Origin of the sequence: Kribbella koreensis (assembly GCF_039525325.1) — a bacterium.
GTDB lineage: Bacteria > Actinomycetota > Actinomycetes > Propionibacteriales > Kribbellaceae > Kribbella > Kribbella koreensis.
The window spans coordinates 79,534-99,644 of sequence record NZ_BAAAHK010000012.1 but is presented as its reverse complement, the minus strand read 5'-3'; the positions used below and the strand labels follow the sequence as shown (position 1 = coordinate 99,644).

Sequence of the window (20,111 nt, the reverse complement as noted above, 5' to 3'; positions counted from 1 at the left end):
GGGCGGTGAGGGTGGGGCGGAAGGTCCTCATGCGAGCTCCACGTCCTTGATCGCGAGGCGTTCGGTGCCTTCGACGTACTGGACCTCGCGGATGCCGAGCGCGGCCTTGAGCTTCCCGGCCGGCAAGGTGACCGGGCTCGGCGCCGGCCGCTCGCCGGGGCGCGGCAGCGGGTACGCCGTGGTGGTCGCGCTGTGGAAGGTGATGTTGCCCTCGGTCTTGGTGAAGAGCTGGTGGATGTGGCCGTTGAGGCAGGTCACCGAGGAGAACCTCTTGAGGTGGCTGAGCGCTTGAGTGGCATCGTCTGTTCCCCAGCCCCACTTGGGATACAGGGCGAACAGCGGGATGTGGCTGAAGACGACGATCGGGGTGTCGGAGGACAGCTTCGCGACATCCTGGCGGACGAACTCGATCTGATCCGCGCCGAGATGCCCGAGGCTTTCGAGGCTCAGCGTGTTCACCAGCGAGATGAAGTGCACGCCCCGCAGGTCGAAGCTGTACCACCCGTCGCCGACCGTCCCCTTGCCGAACGCCTTGCGGTACTTCTGCCCGTGATCGTCGATCGAATCGTGCTCGCCCGGCACGGTGAACACGTGGCCGGTGTTCAGGCCACTCATCATCTGCTTGACCTGGTCGAACTGGGCCGGCGTCGACAGATGGGTCAGATCGCCGGTGTGCATGACGAAATCCGATCGGTACGGCAGCTCGTTGATCTGCTGGATCGCTTCGGCGAAGGACTGCTCGACGGCCGTGTTCGCTGTCCCTTCGAAGCCGAGGTGGCTGTCGCTGATCTGGAGGAACCGCAACGCGTTCGGATCCTTCGCCAGCGCCGCCGGCTGCTCGTCCGCGCGGGCGATCTGGCTGATCACCTCGCCTCCGGTGACTGTCAGTACGACGGCCGCGCCGAACCAGGCGGTGTGCCGCATCAACTGCCGGCGGGTCATGCCTTCCGGGCTGTGATCGTCGGCGGGGCTCATGCCGTGACCACCACCGTGCCGGTCATGAACGGGTGGATCGTGCACAGGTAGCCGAACGTGCCTACCTTGGTGAACTTGTACTCGTACTTGTCGCCCTTCTGCAGGGTGCTCGACTTCAGCGGACCGTCGCCGTTCTGACTGGTCACCGTGTGCGGATCCTGGTCGTCGTTGGTCCACGTCACGGTGGTACCGACCTTGACGGTGATGTCCTGCGGGCCGAACGCGAACTCCTTGATGTCCACGGCATCGGCCGCGACCGCGGGGCCGGCGGCCGGCGCCGGCGACATCGACATCCCTGGCATCTCGGAGCCGGAGGCAGCGGGCTTGGCGGCTGGCTGAGCCTGGTTATCAGTACCGCACGCGGCGACGGTCGTGAGGCAACCGACCGTCGCGAGCGCGATGACGAAACGTCGTATTCTCATGCCCCTTGATAGGGGCCGGGGTTACGCCTGGCGGGGTGGCACGAAGACCTGGACGACTCCGTCGGATTCGCGAACGTTCAGTTTCGGCAACGGTGGCAGGGCGATCGGCAGCCGGTGATGCAGCACCGCACCGTCGACGCCGAACGCGGCGTTGTGGCACGGACAGTTCAGCTGTCGCGCGGGTCCGTCCAGAGCGAGCTTGCAACCCAGGTGGGTGCATACCCCGGACACGGCGTTCAGTTGGTCGCCGGAGCGGTGGACGAATCCGGAGATGCTGCCGGTGTCGAACGGCCGTACCGCGCCGTCCGGCAGGTCCTTCGCGGCGACGATCCCCCGCCACTCGCCGTTGTCGGGCGTGATCGTTTGCTCGCCCGGCTCCGCCGTCACTGCCTCGCCGCCACCGCCCAGCGCCTCCCCGGCAGCCACCCCGATGGCGACCGATGCCGCGGAGGCCGCCGCGATCGACGCGACGAACCGCCGACGGCTGCTGCCGCGCAGTTCGCGCACCGGCGTGCCGTCGGCCGGCTCGTGCGCAGCTGACGTGTCGTCGTCCAGTTCGGTCCGGAGGCGTTCGCGCAGCGAGTTGACGAAGTCGTCGGTCGGGGTGCTGTCCGGGCCGGCGGCGCGCAGGGTGACGGCGGTCCGGATCTGTGACTCGTCGGCCTCGTCGACGGCAGCGGGTCTGGTCCGCCGGCGGTTCAGCAGGTCGTCGACGAATCGGCGTACTCCGCGCATCGTCACCCCTCCATTCTGTCTGCGACGGCCGCGGCCTGGCGAAGCGCCCGATGCTGCAGCACCTTCGCGTTGCCCACGGTCACTCCCAGCTCGATCGCGGCCTCCTTCAACGAACAGGCGTCGATGAACCGCAACCGCAGGATGCGCTGGTACCGATCCGGCAACTCGGCCAGGATCGCCGCCGCCCGGGCGACCGCGCCGCTGTCCCCGGCATCGTTCACCGGCTCGGTCAGCGCCCAGTCCTCCTCGAGCCGGGTGATCTGGCGCCCCAGCGTCCGTCGCCAGTACCCCGCGAGCACCGTCCGTGCCGTCGCGAGCAGGTACGCCCGGACCTCACCGATGCTCGCCGTCAGCCGCAACGGCTTCAGCGCGGTCACGAACACCTCCGCCGTCAGATCCTCGGCGTCCGGCCGGTTGCCGACCTTGATGTACATGAGCCGGTACACCCGGTCCACGTTGTCGTTGTAGACGGCCTCCCAGTCGGAGTAGCTGTCGTCGCTCACCACGTGCAGCTGAACCGGCGCGTCCGGTCTCCGTTCGGGCGGCTGCCGCCCCCACGATCTCTGTCCCGCCACCCGCCACCGTCACCTTCGCCCGTCAGGACCGACACGACACCACACCAGTAATAGGTGCGGGGGTTACACGGGTCCTGTTCGTAACCCGGCCGGCTATCCCCATGGCGTCCATCGAATCCTCTCCCTGGAGTCATCGTGACATCTCCAATCTCCCGCCGCGGCCTGCTGATCGCCGGTGGCACGACCGCCGCGGCCGTCGCCGTCGCAGCGACCAGCACCGGCTTCGCCGCCGCTCATACCGCTGCCCGCATCCCGTCCCTCGAACTGACCCGGCAGGTGCGGGCGGGCGCCGACGTGGTGATCGCCTGGAATCAGGCCCTGCTCCGGATCGTCCGCACGCCAGGCCTGCAACCGCCAACGATCCACCCGACCCGAAGCTTCGCGATCCTGCACGCCGCGATCCACAACGCGGTGGTCGCCACGACCGGGAAAGGCACGCCGTACCTCTTCGCCGTCCATGCGGCCTCGGGGGCGTCGCCGATCGCCGCGGCCGCCCAAGCCGGGCACGACGTTCTCATTGCCCTGTACCCGACCGAGGCCGCAAGTCTGAGCCGCCAACTCGAGGCGTCGCTGGTCGGTGCCGGCCCTGCGCAGGCTCGGGAATCGGGTATCGCCGCCGGCCGCCTGACGGCTCGGCTGCTGCTCGACCTGCGCGACCACGACGGCTCATCGGCCGTACCACCGCCGCTGGCCCCAGGTACCGAGCCCGGCCAGTACCGGCCTACGCCGCCCGCCAACGCCGCGCCGGTGTTCACGCACTGGTCCGGCGTGACGCCGTTCCTCATCAAGCGCGCCGACCGTTTCCGCCCCGAGGCGTACCCCGACCTCGCCGGCCGCCGGTACGCCGCCGCGATCAACGAAGTCCGGCGACTGGGCCGGAACAACAGCACCACCCGCACGGCCGACCAGACCGTACAGGCGAACTTCTGGGCGGCCCCGATCTGGAACTACTGGAACGAGATCACCCAAACCGCCTTGCGGACCCAGCACCACGACCTGTCCCGCGCCGCCGCCGTCTTCGCCCAGCTCACCCTGGCGCTGGCCGACGCCGTGATCGCGTTCTACGACGCCAAGTACCACTTCCGGATCTGGCGGCCGATCACCGCGATCCGCCTGGCCGATGCCGACGGCAACCATTCCATCGCCGCGGACCCCACCTGGACCCCGCTGGCCAAAACCCCGCCCGACCCGTCCTATCCCGGCGCCCACAGCGTCATCTCCCAAACAGCCGCCACCCTGCTGTCCCAGCATTTCGACCCCCGCCTCCACCTCACCGTCACCTCCGAACTCCTCCCCGGCGCAACACGCACCTTCCGCTCCCTACAAGCAATAGCCGACGAGGCCGGCCTCAGCCGCCTCTACGCCGGCATCCACACCCGCCTGGACCACTACACCGGCCAAACCCTCGGCCACGACCTGGCCCACAGAACCTTGGCGTGACGGCGCCGATCAGCCTTGGCGGTTCGTCGCGGCGACGTCGATGATCCAGGTGATGCCGAAGCGGTCGGTGAGCATGCCGAAGGCGGGGGCCCATTGGGCGGGGGCGAGGTTCTCGATCACGGTGGCGCCTTCGGAGAGGGCCTTCCAGTACGCGGTGACCTCGTCGATCCTGTCGCCACGCACCGAGAGGAAGAACTTCTCGGTGGTGATCGTGGTGCCGTTCGCCCGGTGGGTGCTGGGCGCCGGGGTGACCGGCGTGGTCTCGCCCGGTACGTCGTACGCCATCAGCTGGAATCCGTTGCCGCCGGCAACCTGGCCGAACACGACCTTGCCGGCGTCGGGCAGCTCCTTCGGCAGCCCGAAGTCGCCGTAGGTGGCGATGGTGAGGTCCCCACCGAACACCGACGCGTAGAACTCCAGCGCCTCCCGTGCCTCGCCGTGGAAGTTGAGGTGAGCGACCGTCTGCACAGACATGCGTTGTCTCCTGTTCGTTGTCCACCGGACCGTTTCCGGCGACAACCGAACAATCGCAGCAGTAGCGGACAGAGAACGTCCACTACTTGATGCATGATGAGATCCATGCCGATCAATTCCGCGCCGTCCGCCTCGCGACGCCTGCTGTCCTTGCTGTCCCTGCTGCAAGTACGCCGGGACTGGCCGGGCGACCTGCTGGCCGCCCGCCTCGGGGTGACCTCGCGGACGGTACGCCGGGACATCGACCGGCTCCGCGAACTCGGCTACCCGGTCCGCGCAATCAAGGGGCCGGATGGTGGCTACCGGTTGGACGCGGGCGCCCACCTCCCTCCGCTGCTGTTCGACGACGAGCAAGCCGTCGCGCTGGCCGTGGCGCTCCGGACTGCGGCGCTCGTCGGCGCAGGGATCGAGGAGGCGGCGGCTCGGGCGCTCACTACGGTGACTCAACTGATGCCCAAGCGACTGCGGGCCCGACTCGACGCCTTGGACACGGCCATCGTCAAGCAGCCGGAGGAAGGCGATCCGCAGGCGGACATCGAAGTACTGATCGCGATCGGCGCCGCGATCCGCAGCCGGGAAGAACTCCGCTTCGACTACCGATCCCCGACCGATCGCGACGACGGCCCGCTGGTGGCACCACGCCGGGTCCACCCGCACCACCTGCTGGCCCAGGCCGGCCGCTGGTACTTACTCGCCTGGGACCCCGCACGCGAAGACTGGCGCATCTACCGCGCGGACCGGATGACCCCTCGCATCCCCACCGGCCCCCGCTTCACCCCGCGCGAAGTCCCCGGCGGCGACCCCGCCACCTTCCTGGCCGCCCGCTTCAAAGGCTCACCCGGCCCCAACACCTGGCCCTGCCAAGGAGAAGTCATCCTGGCCGCTCCGGCAGCCGACGTCATCCCCTTCGCCCGCGACGGCATCGTCGAGTCCTTGGACGACAACAGTTGCCGGGTCCGCCTCGGCGCCTGGTCGTGGGCCGGCTTGGCAGCGACCCTCAGCCGATGGGACGTCGACATCGAGGTGGTCGATCCCCCGGAGCTGCGGAACGCGTTCGCCGACCTCGCCCGGCGGGCAGCCCGCGCTGCTCGGGCGGCTGACGGTGGTACGGAAAACCAGGCGGTCCTGCCCCACCCGCGCTGATAGCGTCGGCCGGGTGAAAACTGCGCGTCTGGAGGCCTTCAGCGACGGCGTGTTCGCGATCGCCATCACCTTGCTGGTGATCGAGATCAAGGTGCCCGAAGACACCCACGATCTGGCCCACAAGCTGCTGGAGCTCTGGCCGTCCTACCTCGGCTACACGATCAGCTTCCTGGTGATCGGCCTGGTCTGGGCGAACCATCACGCGATGTTCGACCACATCGCGGTGGCCGACCGGATGCTGCTCTTCCTCAACACCCTGCTGTTGTTGCTGGTCGCCCTCATCCCGTTCACCGCCGGCGTCCTGGCGTCCGCCCTCCGCAACGGCGAGTCCGAGCGAACGGCCGTCGTCCTGTACGGCGTCGTCCTGGTGGCCGGCGGCTTCCCCTTCAACGCCATCTGGGAATACGCCCGCCGAGACCACCGCCTACTAGGCCCCACCATCACCCCGAAGGAAGCCCAGGCAATCAGCCGCCGCTTCCTCCTAGGCCCGGTCCTCTACGGCATCGGCACCGCCCTAGGCGCCCTCCTCCCCGTCCTAGGCATCATCACCTTCGCCCTACTGATCCCCTTCTACTGGCTCCCACCCTTGCTGACCCGGTCCCGCCGCGGTGTAGCTGCCTCAGATCGTCCGGACTGACTACTCGACCATCACCACCGTGTTGTGGAGGCCGCTGGAGCCGTTGGGGCGAGGGGCTGCGCGGTCGGCGGTCTGGACCTCGCCGGTGGTATCGGTGGCCCGGACGGTCAGTGTGTGGTTGCCGGGGGTTGCGTTCCAGCGGAAGGTCCATTGGCGCCAGGTGTCGATGGAGTCTTCGGCGGCGAGCTTCGCGGGTTGCCATTCGCCGTCGTCGACCTGTACTTCGACCTTGGCGATGCCGCGTTGTTGCGCCCACGCGACGCCGGCCGCGACGGCTGGGCCGGCCTTGATCCGGGCGAAACCCTTCGGTACGTCGATCCGGGACGAGGTCTTGATCGGCGCCTCGACGGCCCAGCCGCGGTCGGTCCAGTACGCGCTGAAGTCGGCGAACTTGGTGACCTCGAGGTCGACGACCCATTTGGTCGCGGACACGTAGCCGTACAGGCCCGGTACCACCATGCGGACCGGGAAGCCGTGCTCGAAGGGGAGCGGCTCACCGTTCATCCCGACGGCGAGGATCGCGTCCCGGCCGTCGGTGAGCGCCTTGAGCGGCGTACCGATGGTGAGGCCGTCGACGCTGGTCGACTTGATCGCGTCAGCGTCGCCCTGGACACCGGCTTCGCGGAGCAGCTCGGCGATCGGTACGCCGATCCAGCGGGCGTTGCCGACGTACGGGCCGCCGACCTCGTTGGAGACGCAGGTGAGGGTGATGTCGCGCTCGATCAGCCGCCGGTCGAGCAGGTCGGCGAAGCTCAGCTCGAGCTCGCGATCGACCATGCCGTGGATCCGCAGGCTCCAGGTCCGCGGATCGACCTTCGGGACGGTCAACAACGTGTCGACGCGGTAGAAGCTCGGATTCGGCGTGACGAACCGGCTCACCCCGGGCACGTCGGCCATCACCCCCGCCGGCATCGCCCGGGCCCGGCTGGCCGGCACCGGAATCCTGATCCCCCGCCGCGTCGCCTCACTCACCCCGGCCGGAATCACCAAGGAGGCACCCAATCCGCCCGCGCCGGCAACGCCGAGCGCCATCGCAGTCCCAAGAAACCTCCGCCGATCAAACCCAGCCGGTGCCTCAGCCGGCCCGGCCGCCGCTCCGGCGGACTCGGGCGACGCCTTGGCGGCAGGCTTGCCGGGCTGGCTGGTCCTGCTCCCGGGGTGAAGGATCCGTAGGACGAGCAGGATGCCGATTGTTGCTACAAGCAACGTGATGATTCCGGGGAGCACCCGGACGAAATGGTTCGGAGCGAGCGTCCGGCCCGTGGCGGCGGCCAGGATAGCCAGTACTCCGAGCAGGGCGGTCAGCGCAACGGCCACGCGAGGTCTCGTCGCTCCGATCGCGCCCGCCAGCAAGGCGAAAACGGTCACCGCGAGCAGCACCACGCCGATCAGGACCGGCTTGTCGGCAGTACCGAGGTTCTTGACCGCGAAGTCCTTGGCAGCACCCGGCGCCAGGTCGATCAACTGGGTGCCGACGCCGACCACCGGCGACGTACCACCCGCCAGCGCCGCCGTCAGCTCACCAAGCCCCAGTCCGGCACCCGCGGCGAGCACTCCTCCAACGGCTGCCAGCGCACGGCGTCTCTTCGAGGTCATATCGGTACTTCGGACCGGCACCCGCCGCGGATCGGTCAGACCCCGACATTCCTTACGATCACCCCATGGACCCCGAGCCGCCCAGCGCCCTCCCGTGGTCAGGCCAGTCCCTCGACGAGCCGTTCCCAGGTGACCTCGTCGCACTCGTCGAACAACTCGCCGGCATCAACGCGCAAACCGCACGCGCGATCCCGGTAGCGATCTGGACCCGCTGCGGCGAGAAGAGCGACCTCGAAGAGTTGACCGCCCGGATGCAGTCGTACGACCTGGTGAAGTCGAACGTGATGCGAGGCACCGTCCACCTCCTCACCCTCCGCCAGTACTGGCTCTGGCGCACGGCCCTCGAACCAGCCCTGAAGCGACTCGTCGCCGGCTTCTGCCGCGGAATCTGGACCTCCGTCGACTACCAAGCACTCCACGACTTCGGCCTCGACCTCATGTCCGACGACCACCCGCGAACCCGCGCAGACCTCGGATCCGCAGCCGCCAAACACTTCCCCGACGCCGAACCCCGCCACCTGGGCTTCGCCCTCCGCATGATCCTCCCGGTCGTCGAAGTAGCCCCGGACAACGCCTGGCACCCACCCCGTACGACGTACCGCCTCGCCCCCGCACCCCCACAACCGGCCGACGCCCGGTCCGGATTGCGCGACCTCGCCCGGTCGTTCGCAACCGCGTTCGGCCCGGCAACCGTCGACGACTTCGCCTACTGGTCCGGCCTCAAGAAATCCGAAGCCCAAACCGTCGCAGACCAACTCGAAATGCCAGCCCCGACAGCAACGCGCCCCGGCCTCCACGTCCTACCGGAGTTCGACAACCTCTACTACTGCAGGCACTCGACGACCGACCCTCTGTACGAGGCGAAGCGCGACCCCCGCTTCAACCCACAACGCATGCCCGGCAGCCTGATCCAGCGCGGCCGGGTCGTCGCCCACTGGACCTACCGCAAGAACGAGCCGCCAACGCTGTCCCCCTGGGAGCCGCTGACCACGGAGGCGGAAGCCAAGTGGTCAAGCTTCGTCAACTGGTGGACCCACTGCGAGACGGCCGCCGGCTGACCTGGCGAGAAGTCCGTCGCCGGGTCCGTTGCGCCGCGCAGTGAGTCTCAGCCGGGCTCGGTGACCTCTCGTGGAGGCGGTCGGACCAGGCCGGTTTGGTAGGCGATCACTACCAGCTGGGCGCGGTCGCGGGCGTGGAGTTTGGTGAGGGCGCGCTGGATGTGGGTGCGGACGGTGAACACGCTGACCACCAACTGGTCGGCGATCTCGGAGTTGGACTTGCCCTCGGCGGCCAGCGCCATGACCTCGCGTTCGCGGGCGGTGAGGGCGCTCAGCACGTCGAGACCGGCAGTACCGGCCTTCGGTTCGTCGGTGGTGAGGAATCGGGCGATCAACGCCCGGGTCGCCGTCGGGGACAGCAGCGCTTCGCCGGCCGCAACGGTGCGGATACCGTCGAGCAGCCCGTCGGCCGAGACGTCCTTCCCGAGGAACCCGCTGGCGCCGGCACGGAGAGCTTCGGCAACATACTCGTCCGTCTCGAAGGTCGTGAGGATCAGGACCCGGGTCGCCGCCAGCTCCGGGTCGGCGCAGATCGCCGCGGTGGCAGCAAGCCCGTTGGTGCCAGGCATCCGGATATCCATCAGCACGACGTCCGGCTGGTGCGCACGAGTCAGCGCAACCGCTTCCTCCCCGTCGGCCGCCTCCCCGACCACCTCCATCTCCGGCGTCGCCTCGATCAGCATCCGAAAGGTTGCCCGCAGCAACGCCTGGTCATCGGCCAGCAGCACCCGGATCGTCATCGCACCGGCAAGGTAGTCGTCACGACGAACCCACCCTCAGCCCGCCTCCCAGCATGAAACCGCCCTCCCACCGCCACCACCCGCTCCCGCATTCCCACCAACCCAAACCCACCCTCCACCCCACCCGCCGCCACGCGTTCTGCCGCCGCTCCACCCCGTACCGCGCGCCCCGCCACCCCACCCGGCGCCGAGTGCCCCGCGGTCACCTCACCCCGTGCCGGGTGATCCAGGGTCGAAGCGTCTGTTGGGGAGTCTGTGTTGGAGATGGTGATGGTGAGGTGGTCGTTCCGGTACGTCAACTGCACCTGCGCGGTGTCGGTGGTCGCATGCTTGGTGACGTTGGAGAGTGCCTCCTGGATGATTCGGAACGCGGTCAGGTCGACGCCGGCCGACAGCGGTTGCTGCTGACCCTCGACGGTGACCTCGACCTCGAGCCCGGAGGCTGCGAAGGCGGCGGTCAGCTCGGGGAGGCGGGCAAGGCCGGGCGCCGGTTCGAGTGGAGAGGTCGTGTCGTCGGGCCGGCGCAGGAGGCCGACGGTGGCTTTCAATTCGCGGAGGGCGGCGGTCGTAGTACCGGTTAGTTGTTCGAGGATCGGCTCGACCTGGTCAGGGTGGCTGCGGGCCAGATAGGCGGCGGTGCCGGCCTGGGCGTTGGCCAGGGCCAGGTGGTGGGCGACCACATCATGCAGTTCGCGAGCGATCCGCACCCGCTCCTCGGCGACCCGATGCCGTGCGTCCTCCTCGCGAGTCTGCTCGGCATGCTCAGCGCGAGCCTGGACGGCTGCCAAGTAGTTGCGCCTGAGCCGGGTAGCTTCCGCGACGGCCACCGGCAGTACGAGGTACAGAACGGCATTGACGATCACGAAGACCCACGGATAGCGGTGGCGATCGCCGACCAGTGCCGATGCACCGATTGCCAGCGTGACACCAAGCCAGTACCACCGCGTGGTCCGCCCCGGAGCCCGCAAGGCCAGTTCGTAGAGCGCCACCATCAGCGGAGCCAGCGTCTGCGGCGTGATCAGATACCCGAAACCGCCCGCAGCGCATCCGCACAGCGCTGTCACCACGACCACCGTGCGCGGGTGGCCGCGCCGCCACAAGACAGCCAGCGAGCCGATCAGCGCCAGTGGCACGGCAGACCGCCAGCTCAGCTTGTCGGTGGCGGACAGCTCGCTGTTGAGCATCGCCGGCCCGGACGCCGCGAGAAACAGCAAGGCGACGAGCGCGACGTCGACGACATGCGGGTACTTCCTGAGGTACTCACGCCAGTTGATCGTCAAGCGCCCACTCCCATGGTCGTCTCCACCACTTTAGGCACCCGATCGCGAAGAGCCGCGCCTTCCACGTCGACCTGCGGCAGGATGCGGTCCAGCCGGCGCGGCAACGACCACGCGATCTCACCCGTGAGCTTGAGCAGGGCGGGTACCAGCGTCATCCGGACCACGAACGCGTCCAGCAGGACGGCGACCGCCAGCGCGAAGCCGATCATCGTGATCATCGGCAGGTCGGCGCCGACGAAGCCGGAGAACACCGCGACCATGATCAGCGCGGCGGCCACCACGATCCGGGCGCTGTGCCGGAAGCCGGTGACGACGGACTCGCTCGCCGGCTCGCCGCTCGAGTGCGCCTCCCGCATCCGGGACACGAAGAACACCTCGTAGTCCATCGCCAGGCCGAAGATGATGCCCACCAGCACGACCGGCATCATCGAGATGATCGGGCCGGTCTGCTGCAGGCCGATCAGCTCGGCACCCCAACCCCACTGGAAGACGGCGACCACCGCACCCAGCGCTGCGCCGGTGGACAACAGGAACCCGAAGACCGCCTCCAGCGGCACGATCGGCGACCGGAAGATGGTCAGCAGGAGCAGGAAGGCCAGGCTCAGCACGATCGCGAGGTAGGGGCCCAGGGCACCCATCACCTGATCGGCCAGATCGATGTCGGCCGCCGTGAGGCCGGCGACCAGGAAGGTAGCGCCGGTACCAGCCTCGGTGACAGCGCGGTTGTCCCGGATCAGGTGAACCAGGTCCTTCGTCTGCTGGCTGGCGGGAGCGGTCGACGGGGTGGCCATGAACAGCGCGGTACTCCGTGCCGGGTCGAACCGCGGCGGCGAGACCGACACCACGCCAGGCGTCTCGGCAATCCTCGCTGCGATGGTCGCGACCGCAGCCTTCGGGTCGCTCACCCCGCCCGTGTCCACCACGATGGTCAGCGGCCCGTTGAAGCCAGGCCCGAAGGCGGTGGCGAGAGCGTCATAGGCACGCCGCTCGGTGGTCGCGGTGGACCTGCTCTCGTCGCCTGGCGCGCCCAACTGCAGGTCCAGTACCGGGATCGCGAGCACCACCAAGGCGGCGATCGTGGCAAGCAGTACCGGCAGCGGACGACGCAGCACGAGCCGCGCCCACCGCGTCCCGCGATTCTCGGTTTCCTCTGCGGACCTACCGTTGCGAACTCGCCGCGACAGCACGGCATCCGGCCAGAAGCCCAGCAGAGCCGGTACCAACGTCAGCGCGATGAAGACCGCCACAACGACCGCGCCGGCCGCCGCCAGGCCCATCTTGCCCGCCGACGGGATGCCGAGCACCGTGAGCCCGGCCAGCGTGATGACGACGGTGAGCCCCGCGAAGACCACAGCCGAACCGGCCGTGCCGACCGCCAGCCCGACGGCCTCCTGGGCCGGCCGGCCCTTGGCCCGTTCCTCGCGATAGCGCGAGACCACGAACAGCGCATAGTCGACGCCGACCGCCAGCCCCAGCATCGAGGCGAGGACGGTAGTGGTCGTGGACAACCCGAAGGCGTTGCCGACGGCAAGGATCGTCAGCGTACTGATCCCGACTCCGAGCAGAGCCGTCAGCAACGGAAGCCCCGCGGCCACCAGCGAACCGAACGTCACCACCAGGATCACGGCCGCCAGCGCGACGGCGACCAATTCACTCGCTCCACCGACCTTGGGCTTGTCGGCCAGCACCGGTCCCCCGACCTCGACCGTCAAGCCGGACGTCTCGGCCCGGTCGATCGCGGCCCGCAACTGGTTCCTGGTGTCCTCGGTGAGCTCGTCGGAGCCCCCTGCGTAGCCGACGACCACATAGGCAACCGACTCGTCCCGACTCACCGCCCGGGCCGCGAACGGATTGGCCGCACTGGCGACCTGACTCCCCCGCGACACCTCGGCGACGAACCCTTCGATCGCGGCCCGATTGCCTGCATCGGTGACCTTCTGCCCGGCCGGCGCGATGAACACGACTCGCGCGCTGTCGCCACCCGGCGTCGACTTCGTATCTGACGGCAGGCCGGTCGCGGCGCCGGCCGCCAGACCGGCAACCGCGAGGACAGCACCCCAGATCAGTACGACGTACCAACGCCGGCGAAAGGCCAGACGACCCAAACGGTAGAGAAACAGCGCCACGACACAGGCCTCCAGATCGAGATCGGCTATCCGTCCAGCCTCGATCCGAAGGGCCACTGTGTCGTCGTGCTCCTGCAGACACCTACCTACTGAAATTGCAGTACAGCTAGGCGGTCAGGCGTAGATAGTCGACGTTGAAACCGCCCGTCTCGCAGAACAAGGTGATCAGCTGGTCGCCCGCGGGCAGCGTCACCTGGGTGTGGATCGACTGGTACGTCCCCCAGCCACCCGTACTCGGTACGGACACCTTCGCCAGTACTGCGCCTGACGCGTCCCGCAGCGAGATCGCGTCCGGAGCAGTCGCGCCGGTGCCGTTCGCGACGCGGAGCTCCACGTCGTACGTCCCTGCGTTGGTGAGGTCCAGCCGGTACTGCAGCCAGTTGCCCGCCGCCGTCCAGCCGACGTTCTTGCCACCACTCGCGGCCGCATTGTTCTCGATGAAGTTGGCGCCACCGTCGGTCCAGCCGTGCTGGGCGACGTACGCCTCCGCCTCGACCTTCTCACCGACCGGCGTACCGTGCGGCGTCACCGTCACATGGACGGTCACCTCATCACTCGCAGCCCCATCGGTGACCCGGAACTTCAGGTCCTGCTTGCCCGCGGAGGTCGGATGCAGCGTCACCAGGCCGCTGCGTCCGTCGACGGTCACGCCGGCGGGCAGGTCGACGGCGTAGTAGGCGAGCCGATCGCGATCCCGGTCGGTCGCGGACAGTTGCACCTGGGTGGTGGCGTACTGGTCGGCGACTACGTCCCCGACGGGGCGTAGTACCGGTGCGTGGTTGTGGTGCTGGGACGGGAGGTCGCCCTTCCAGCGGTACGTCGCGTAGGAGTTGGCCGGGACCGTCGCCGTGAACGACTTGCCGGCGAGCACGACCCGGACCGTCGACGGGGTGGCGTTGCTGTTGCCGACGATGGCGACGAAGTTGTCGCCGCGGTCCTTGTAGACCACGTTGGCGATGCCGTTCGAGGTCGCGCTCGACTCGACCCGGGTGTGCTCCTTGCCCAGGTACTTCGCGAACTGGCCCATCGCGTAGAGCTCGTCGCGAACCGTGAAGGTCTGCGTCGCGGTGTTGACCTTGACCAGCCGGTTGGGCCATTTGGTGGTGCGGCCGACCTCTTCCCAGTCGACGTTGTTGTCGCGCAGCGGCGTCCAGTGCAGGGTGCCGCCGTCCTGGTCGGTGGTCTGCGCCCACATCACGTACGACGAGGCGTCCAGCCGGAAGTAGTTCAGGATCGTGGCCGGGCTGAGGTCGCTCGTCTCGGTCATGTGCACCGGCTTGCCGGTCTGCTCGTAGGCGTCGCGCATGACGGCCGGGGCACCCCAGTACGGGTGGAACGCGATCGCGTCCGCGGCCTTAGCGGCCAACGGGTCGTTGAGGATCCGGTAGTAGTTCTTCGTCTCGGTGCTGTTCGGGTCGCGCCAGTCCCAGAAGTTGAAGTCGTGCACGTAGAGATCGGTGCCGAGGCCGGCCCGCTTCACCTCGCGCTTGATCGCGATCGCCAGCTTCTGCTGCTGCTCGACGCTGATGTCCATCGCGGGATAGACCACGTCGATGCCCGGTTCGTTGAGCAGGGTCAGCGCGTCGACCTTGATGCCCTGCTTGGCGTAGGCCTGGATGTACTTGACGTAGTACCGGGCGAAGACGTCGATGCAGTCGTCGCGCAGTTTGCCGACCTGGTAGTACGACGTGCTGCCGGGCTTGAGGGCTACCTCGCCGGTGAACCGGTTGTTGGTCTTCATCCAGGCCGGCGCGCTCCACGCCGAGGCGAAGAAGGTGGCGCGCGGGTTGTAGCGCTTGATCAGCTTGGCGGTCTCGACGATGTGCAGGTCGACGTCGCGCTTGATCGAGAAGTGCTTGAGGGCGAAGTCGTCGGCCACGCCGGCCGGCAGTTCGTCGTACGACCAGAACGGCAGGTGCTCGATCAGGTCCGGGCTGCCGATGGTCAGCCGGAACCGGTCCAGCCCGGCGCCGGTCAACGGGTCGACGAGCAGCCGGATCGCGCGGTCGCGTTCGGCGGGCGTCAGCTTCCACAGGTTGGAGACGCTGGTCTCGTCGAGCGAGAAGCCGATCCCGGAGTACTGCTGCCGCAGCGTGCTCGGGTCGACGACGACGGTGGCGTCCGTCGTACCGCCCTGGTCGCTGGTCACATAGCTGGTGGGCAGCGGCTGCCAGGCTTGCGCCGGTCCGCTGGAGTAGGTGCCGGTGACGGCGGTACCGCGGTCAGGCCGGCCGCTCGTCGCGGGCAGGCCCGCGGTCGCCGGCAGCCCGGCCGCTGCGAGCATGCTCCCGGCGGCCGCGGCAACCAGGACCGCCGCACTGATGGATCGCCTCACGATGTCTCCTCGATAGACGGGGAAAGCGCTTGCTTCGGCGGCGACTCTACTGTCCGGCCAGGCATTGCACACCCCTCTCCCGGTTCCGGAACTTCTCGCAGGCGAGAATGCGTCGTACCAGGTCCCGAGCGGTTGGAATCACCCTTGTCTGCTGTGCCCGCGCGCGTCCGCCGGCTCCTGCTCGCCCTGCTCGGCGGCGTCCTCCTCCTCGCCGGACTCGCCTACCTACTCAACCGGCCGTCGACTCCGGACGAACCGGCCGCGGCCGGCACACCGACCGCCAGTCCGCCGACCGCCGGCACCTCGAGTCCCGCGCCGACCTCACCGGGACCGGCGGTCAGGCTTCCGCCCCTGCATGCCGGGTTCGACTATCAGCTGGGTGGCCCGTATCCGCCGGCTGCTGGGGTGGAGATCGTGGTGCGCGACCGGACCGCGCCGGCAGTCAACGGGCTCTACAACGTCTGTTACGTCAACGCCTTCCAGGCCCAGCCCGGCGAGCAGGACCAGTGGGACCAGGACCTGCTGCTCAAGGACAAGGCCGGCAAGACGGTCATCGACGAGGACTGGGACGAACCGCTGCTCGACCTGCGTACCGCCGGCAAACGGCAACGGATCGCGACCAAGGTCAACGCCTGGATCGACGGCTGCGCGGCGAGCGGCTACCAAGCCATCGAGCCGGACAACTACGACAGCTACACCCGCTCGAAGAACCTCCTGACCGCTGATCAAGCGAAGGAGTTCCTCACGCTCCTGGCGACTCACGCACACCGGCGCAACCTCGCGATCGGCCAGAAGAACAGTGCCGACCTCGTCGCCGACCGCAAGTCGGTAGGACTCGACTTCGCCGTCTCCGAGGAGTGCGGGCAGTACGACGAATGCGCCGCCTATGCCGATGCCTTCGGCAACCATGTGCTGGTGATCGAGTACACCGCCGCCGGCCTGCGCAAGGCCTGCGATGCCTTCGGCAACAAACTCTCCATCGTCCGCCGCGACCTGGACGTCACCCCGCCCGGCACCCCCGACCACCTCCGCGAGACCTGCTGACACTCAGTGCCTGACACTCGTGACGCGTAGTATCTGAAGGCATGTCCCAGCAGACGCCGCAGTACAGCGGTCAGCAGTACAGCGGTCAGCCGAGCCGGAACCAGACGCCACTGATCGTGATGTTCGTCGTGCTCGGACTGCTGCTGGTCGGCATCCTCGTCACGGGTGGCGTCCTGCTACTGCGCAACAACAACGACGACGGCAAGCCCGCCGTCGAGAAGGTCGCCACCCGGCCGTCGACGCCGGAGGCCGTACAGTTCCGCCCGGTCGTCAAGGCCGAGCCCAACGGCTGCGGCGCCTCGACGACGACCGCCTCCGCGGACACCGCCTGCGGCTCGGACGGGATCCGCTACACCCTCGGCAAGGCCAGGCTCGACGGCACCCACGTCACCGAGGTGGTCGCCGCCCAATCGCCCGACAAGGTCGCCTGGGTCGTCAACCTGAGACTGGACGACGAAGGCTCGAAGGCGTTCGCGCAGCTCACCGCCGGACTCGCCACCAGGACCCCGCCGGAGAACCAGCTCGCGATCGTCGTCCGCGGCAAGGTCGTCACCGCCCCCACGGTGATGTCCGAGATCACCGGCGGCAAGGTCCAGATCAGCGCCAAGACCCGCGCCGAAGCCGAGAAGACCGCCGCCGACATCACCGGCTAGAACTCATGGCGAGCTAGTCCGCGAGGCGGGTCAGCATCCCGATCAGCGACCGCCGCTCGGCCGCGCTGAACTCACCGAGCAACTCCTCCTCCATCGCCCGGATCTCGGCCCGTACGGCGACCAGCCGCGCCTCGCCCGCCGGCGTCAGCCGGACCAGCCGGTTGCGCCGGTCCGCCGGATCCTGCTCGCGCACGACCAGCCCGTCCTCGACCAGCCCGTCGAGCAACATCGCCATCGCGGCCTCGCCGGAGACGGTCTTCGAGCTCGTCTCCGACCCGACCGCGTTCCCCCGCTGGGCCCCCGGCTTCGCCCGCTCGGCCCGTCCGGCCGGCCAGCACTGGATCATCGAGAACGAACAGGGCGAGGCGAGGATCGTGGTCCGCTCGTCACGCGAGCACGGCACCGTCGACATCCTCTCGGCCGACGATCCGAGCCAAGGCGCCTACAGCCGGGTACTGCCGAACGGCGACGGCAGCGAGTACCAGTTCACGCTGCAGTTCCCCTTGGACGCGCCGGACGACGCCGTCACCGCGCAGATGGCCGTCGTGGAGGCTGAGCTCGAAGCAGTCCGGGCCTTGTGCTCATCTGGCGTGGGCGGGGCGCTTCCGGTTGCGGCGGCTGAGGATGGCGAGGGCGAGGACGCCTGCGCAGCCGATCAGTAGGAGCAGGAGTGTCCACGGGATGGTGAGGACGTGAGCGGTGGCGGCGCTGGTGGGTTGAGGGGCCGATTTCGCGACCGGTACGACGCGGACTGTGCCGGTCAGGCGGAGGGCCGGCGGTACGCCGGGGATCGAGGCGGCGACCTTCCACGTCTCACCGGGGAGCAGCTGGGGTGAATCGGCGAGTTGCCCGGGACCGGCGGTGAAGACGCCGAACGGGCCGGTGACGGCGGCCGCCTGGCGGGCCGCGACGATGGTGTTGCCGGTGTTGCGGACGGTGTAGGTGACGGCGACACTGCCTTCGCCGAAGGGGTTCGGAGTACCGGAGTAGTGCACCTTCAGGTCCTCGACGGCGAGGGCCGGTTTGAGTTCGCCGCTGACTTGGAGGCGGATTCTGGTGGTGGTCAGGCGGTCCGTAGTACCGGCCTGCTGCACCAGTGCGACGATGCCGCCCAGGTGGTCGCCGGGTGTGGCGCTGTCGGGGAGCGCAAGGCGGAACGGTACGTCGACGGAGCGGCCGGGCGGGACCCGCACAGTGGTCTCATCCAACTCGATCCAGGCGCCGACGTCGCGCGGCTTGGCCTCCGTGCTCCGAAGCTCGATGCTGCCGTCGTCGGTGGTGAAGGCGTCGGCGCCGTGCAGCGTCACTGTCAGCGCGGTCCGGCCGCGGTTGACGATCAGCAGGCCGTCGCGCAGCTGGCCGCCGCGCGGCAGGGCGTAGCTGAAGCTCGGGCGCTTCGCCCCGAAGATGTTGGCGGCAGGCTTGATCTCCCAGGGCGGGTTGTCGGCCGCGAACGCCCGCTGCGGCTGACCGGCGCCAGGCAAGACGAGGTCAGGCAGCACGACGCCAGACAGCACGACCCCGGGCAGGGCGAGCAGCAGGACGGCGAGGACACGGGTCACGGCGTGCAGGACCGTTGACCCGCGGAGTACCGGCGGGTGCATCAGGTGTCCCTCGGACGATCGGACGGGAGACGTGCCGATGGGGCGGATTGCAGCGTCCGACGCCCGGATGGAGCGCAGGTGAACAGCGGCTGGCGGAGCGGCCGACCGGGCCGCAACAGTCGAGGCGGGTTGCAGCTACCTGCAACCCCGAACTGGTGTAGACCTCTGGCTCGATAGGGTGTGGCGACATTCGTCGGTGCGAGAGGCCCTCGGGGGGCATCGAGTACTAAGGGAGATCTTTGCAGATGAGAATTCGTCGTTTTGCTCTTGCGGTCGCCGGGCTCAGCCTGGTGACGGGGGCCGCCGCGGCCGGCCAGGCCTCGGCGGGCGTACAGAGCGACCCCCGGCCGAGCACCACGCTCGGCCACTCCGCGGCTCAGACCCCGCAGACCAAGGCCGCCGCGGCCGCCTGCGGTGTCGAGGTCGGCGCGATCACCGCCGCGGGGATCAACTCCGGCTACGGGATCACCGCGACCAAGCCGCTGACGGTCAGCAACTTCGCGCCGTTCAAGCTGTTCGCCGCCCGGACCAGCTCGACCTGGTACGGGTGGCGCACCCCGGCCAACATCTACTACTACGCGGGCTTCGTGCTGCAGGGCAGCAACCTGTACGCCGGCGCCGAGACGTACAAGAACGGCACCACCAACCCGCCGACCACGAGCTCGAAGAAGCTCGGCGCCGGCTGGGGCGGCTTCACCGCCCTGACCAGCTCCAACTACTACGTGCCGGGCACGACGCGGCCGCACCTGTTCCTCTACGGCCTGCACACCAACGGCTCGCTCTACCGCTACAGCGTGAACGGCCCGACCGGTCCGATCACCAGCTACGGCAGCGCGGCCGGCTACGGCTCGTTCAAGTCGATCACCGTGATCTCCGAGACGGTCGGCTACGACACCATCCTGGCCACCACCAAGGCCGGCGCCCTGTGGACGATCCACCTCCCGGTGACCGCTCCGCTGAAGGGCACCCTGAAGGCGGTCCGCACGACCGGCTTCAAGCAGTACGACAAGCTCGTCGCGTCGCGCTGCGGTAGCAGCACGCTGCTCACCGGCTTCGACCCCACGGCGAAGACGCTCACGGTGTACGCCATGAGCAAGGCGAACGGCTCGAAGACCGTCATCAACACCATCGGCAGCGCGCCGGCCAGCCACAACGGGGTGACGCACTTCCTGTACACCGGCAGCGGCAGCCCGTCGCTGATCGGCGAGTAGTAAAGGGAGACACCGCAGAATGAGATTTCGTCGTTTCGCTGCCGTGGTGGCCGGGCTCAGCCT

20 protein-coding genes are annotated in these 20,111 nt (G+C 68.7%); 8 read left to right on the top strand and 12 right to left on the bottom strand.

The annotated features are described in order from the left end of the window. Window positions 1–27 precede the first annotated feature (27 nt). Genes ABD116_RS23755 through ABD116_RS23740 form a run of 4 tightly spaced genes read right to left on the bottom strand, consistent with a single transcriptional unit; the run spans window position 28 to window position 2,635 of the window. Window positions 28–975, bottom strand: coding sequence for a metallophosphoesterase family protein (locus ABD116_RS23755; RefSeq protein ID WP_343974209.1), 948 nt, complete (start codon window positions 973–975; stop codon window positions 28–30). Continuing rightward, window positions 972–1,397 (bottom strand): cupredoxin domain-containing protein, encoded by a 426-nt coding sequence (locus ABD116_RS23750; protein ID WP_343974207.1) that lies wholly within the window; start codon window positions 1,395–1,397, stop codon window positions 972–974. The genes ABD116_RS23755 and ABD116_RS23750 overlap by 4 nt, the downstream gene beginning before the upstream one ends. A gap of 21 nt (window positions 1,398–1,418) precedes the next feature. Further along, window positions 1,419–2,132 carry a Rieske (2Fe-2S) protein gene (locus ABD116_RS23745; protein WP_343974419.1) on the bottom strand — a complete coding sequence of 238 codons (714 nt, stop codon included), beginning with the start codon at window positions 2,130–2,132 and terminating at the stop codon, window positions 1,419–1,421. 2 nt (window positions 2,133–2,134) lie between these two features. Beyond that, window positions 2,135–2,635, bottom strand: coding sequence for an RNA polymerase sigma factor (locus ABD116_RS23740; protein ID WP_343974204.1), 501 nt, complete (start codon window positions 2,633–2,635; stop codon window positions 2,135–2,137). 207 nt (window positions 2,636–2,842) lie between these two features. On the opposite strand from ABD116_RS23740, the gene ABD116_RS23735 reads away from it, so the two are divergent. Further along, window positions 2,843–4,147: a vanadium-dependent haloperoxidase gene (locus ABD116_RS23735; RefSeq protein WP_343974201.1), complete on the top strand. Its 1,305-nt coding sequence runs from the start codon at window positions 2,843–2,845 to the stop codon at window positions 4,145–4,147. Between the two features lie 9 nt (window positions 4,148–4,156). Here ABD116_RS23735 and ABD116_RS23730 read toward each other — a convergent pair whose 3' ends face one another. Then, complete coding sequence (locus ABD116_RS23730; protein WP_343974198.1) at window positions 4,157–4,621, bottom strand: VOC family protein; 465 nt, start codon at window positions 4,619–4,621, stop codon at window positions 4,157–4,159. 105 nt (window positions 4,622–4,726) lie between these two features. Here ABD116_RS23730 and ABD116_RS23725 point away from each other — a divergent pair, with 105 nt between their 5' ends. Together ABD116_RS23725 and ABD116_RS23720 are read left to right on the top strand one after the other, a co-directional pair. Continuing rightward, entirely contained in the window at window positions 4,727–5,764 is a 1,038-nt protein-coding gene (locus tag ABD116_RS23725) for a helix-turn-helix transcriptional regulator (RefSeq protein WP_343974195.1), read from the top strand. A gap of 13 nt (window positions 5,765–5,777) precedes the next feature. Then, the gene (locus ABD116_RS23720; RefSeq protein ID WP_343974192.1) at window positions 5,778–6,401 is read left to right on the top strand and encodes a TMEM175 family protein; all 624 of its coding nucleotides are present in this window, start codon (window positions 5,778–5,780) and stop codon (window positions 6,399–6,401) included. Here the strand turns inward: ABD116_RS23720 and ABD116_RS23715 are convergent, their stop codons facing one another. Beyond that, on the bottom strand, window positions 6,402–7,997 hold the full coding sequence (locus tag ABD116_RS23715; protein ID WP_343974190.1) for a molybdopterin-dependent oxidoreductase: 1,596 nt from the start codon (window positions 7,995–7,997) through the stop codon (window positions 6,402–6,404). Between the two features lie 65 nt (window positions 7,998–8,062). Between ABD116_RS23715 and ABD116_RS23710 the strand changes: the two genes are divergently transcribed. Next, on the top strand, window positions 8,063–9,055 hold the full coding sequence (locus tag ABD116_RS23710; RefSeq protein ID WP_343974187.1) for a DNA glycosylase AlkZ-like family protein: 993 nt from the start codon (window positions 8,063–8,065) through the stop codon (window positions 9,053–9,055). Between the two features lie 47 nt (window positions 9,056–9,102). Here ABD116_RS23710 and ABD116_RS23705 read toward each other — a convergent pair whose 3' ends face one another. The 4 genes from ABD116_RS23705 to ABD116_RS23690 are packed head-to-tail and all read right to left on the bottom strand — an operon-like array spanning window position 9,103 to window position 15,536. After that, window positions 9,103–9,795: a response regulator transcription factor gene (locus tag ABD116_RS23705; protein ID WP_343974185.1), complete on the bottom strand. Its 693-nt coding sequence runs from the start codon at window positions 9,793–9,795 to the stop codon at window positions 9,103–9,105. Next, a complete protein-coding gene (locus tag ABD116_RS23700; RefSeq protein WP_343974182.1) occupies window positions 9,792–11,075 on the bottom strand; it encodes a sensor histidine kinase in 1,284 nt (427 codons plus the stop codon). Before ABD116_RS23700 ends, ABD116_RS23705 begins: the two co-directional genes overlap by 4 nt. After that, window positions 11,072–13,258, bottom strand: coding sequence for an MMPL family transporter (locus ABD116_RS23695; RefSeq protein WP_343974179.1), 2,187 nt, complete (start codon window positions 13,256–13,258; stop codon window positions 11,072–11,074). The genes ABD116_RS23700 and ABD116_RS23695 overlap by 4 nt, the downstream gene beginning before the upstream one ends. Window positions 13,259–13,307: 49 nt before the next feature. Then, window positions 13,308–15,536 (bottom strand): carbohydrate-binding protein, encoded by a 2,229-nt coding sequence (locus tag ABD116_RS23690; protein WP_343974176.1) that lies wholly within the window; start codon window positions 15,534–15,536, stop codon window positions 13,308–13,310. A gap of 153 nt (window positions 15,537–15,689) precedes the next feature. Here ABD116_RS23690 and ABD116_RS23685 point away from each other — a divergent pair, with 153 nt between their 5' ends. After that, window positions 15,690–16,580 (top strand): endo alpha-1,4 polygalactosaminidase, encoded by an 891-nt coding sequence (locus tag ABD116_RS23685; protein WP_343974174.1) that lies wholly within the window; start codon window positions 15,690–15,692, stop codon window positions 16,578–16,580. A 41-nt stretch (window positions 16,581–16,621) separates the two neighbouring features. After that, a complete protein-coding gene (locus ABD116_RS23680; protein WP_343974171.1) occupies window positions 16,622–17,233 on the top strand; it encodes a SecDF P1 head subdomain-containing protein in 612 nt (203 codons plus the stop codon). A 13-nt stretch (window positions 17,234–17,246) separates the two neighbouring features. Here the strand turns inward: ABD116_RS23680 and ABD116_RS23675 are convergent, their stop codons facing one another. After that, complete coding sequence (locus tag ABD116_RS23675) at window positions 17,247–17,579, bottom strand: MarR family winged helix-turn-helix transcriptional regulator (protein ID WP_343974417.1); 333 nt, start codon at window positions 17,577–17,579, stop codon at window positions 17,247–17,249. Between ABD116_RS23675 and ABD116_RS23670 the strand changes: the two genes are divergently transcribed. After that, window positions 17,461–17,895, top strand: coding sequence for an SRPBCC family protein (locus ABD116_RS23670; RefSeq protein WP_343974415.1), 435 nt, complete (start codon window positions 17,461–17,463; stop codon window positions 17,893–17,895). The two genes, ABD116_RS23675 and ABD116_RS23670, sit on opposite strands and share 119 nt — an antisense overlap. Here ABD116_RS23670 and ABD116_RS23665 read toward each other — a convergent pair. Next, complete coding sequence (locus tag ABD116_RS23665; protein WP_343974168.1) at window positions 17,815–18,837, bottom strand: WxL protein peptidoglycan domain-containing protein; 1,023 nt, start codon at window positions 18,835–18,837, stop codon at window positions 17,815–17,817. The two genes, ABD116_RS23670 and ABD116_RS23665, sit on opposite strands and share 81 nt — an antisense overlap. A gap of 245 nt (window positions 18,838–19,082) precedes the next feature. Here ABD116_RS23665 and ABD116_RS23660 point away from each other — a divergent pair, with 245 nt between their 5' ends. Next, window positions 19,083–20,048: a hypothetical protein gene (locus ABD116_RS23660; protein ID WP_343974165.1), complete on the top strand. Its 966-nt coding sequence runs from the start codon at window positions 19,083–19,085 to the stop codon at window positions 20,046–20,048. Window positions 20,049–20,111 lie beyond the last annotated feature (63 nt).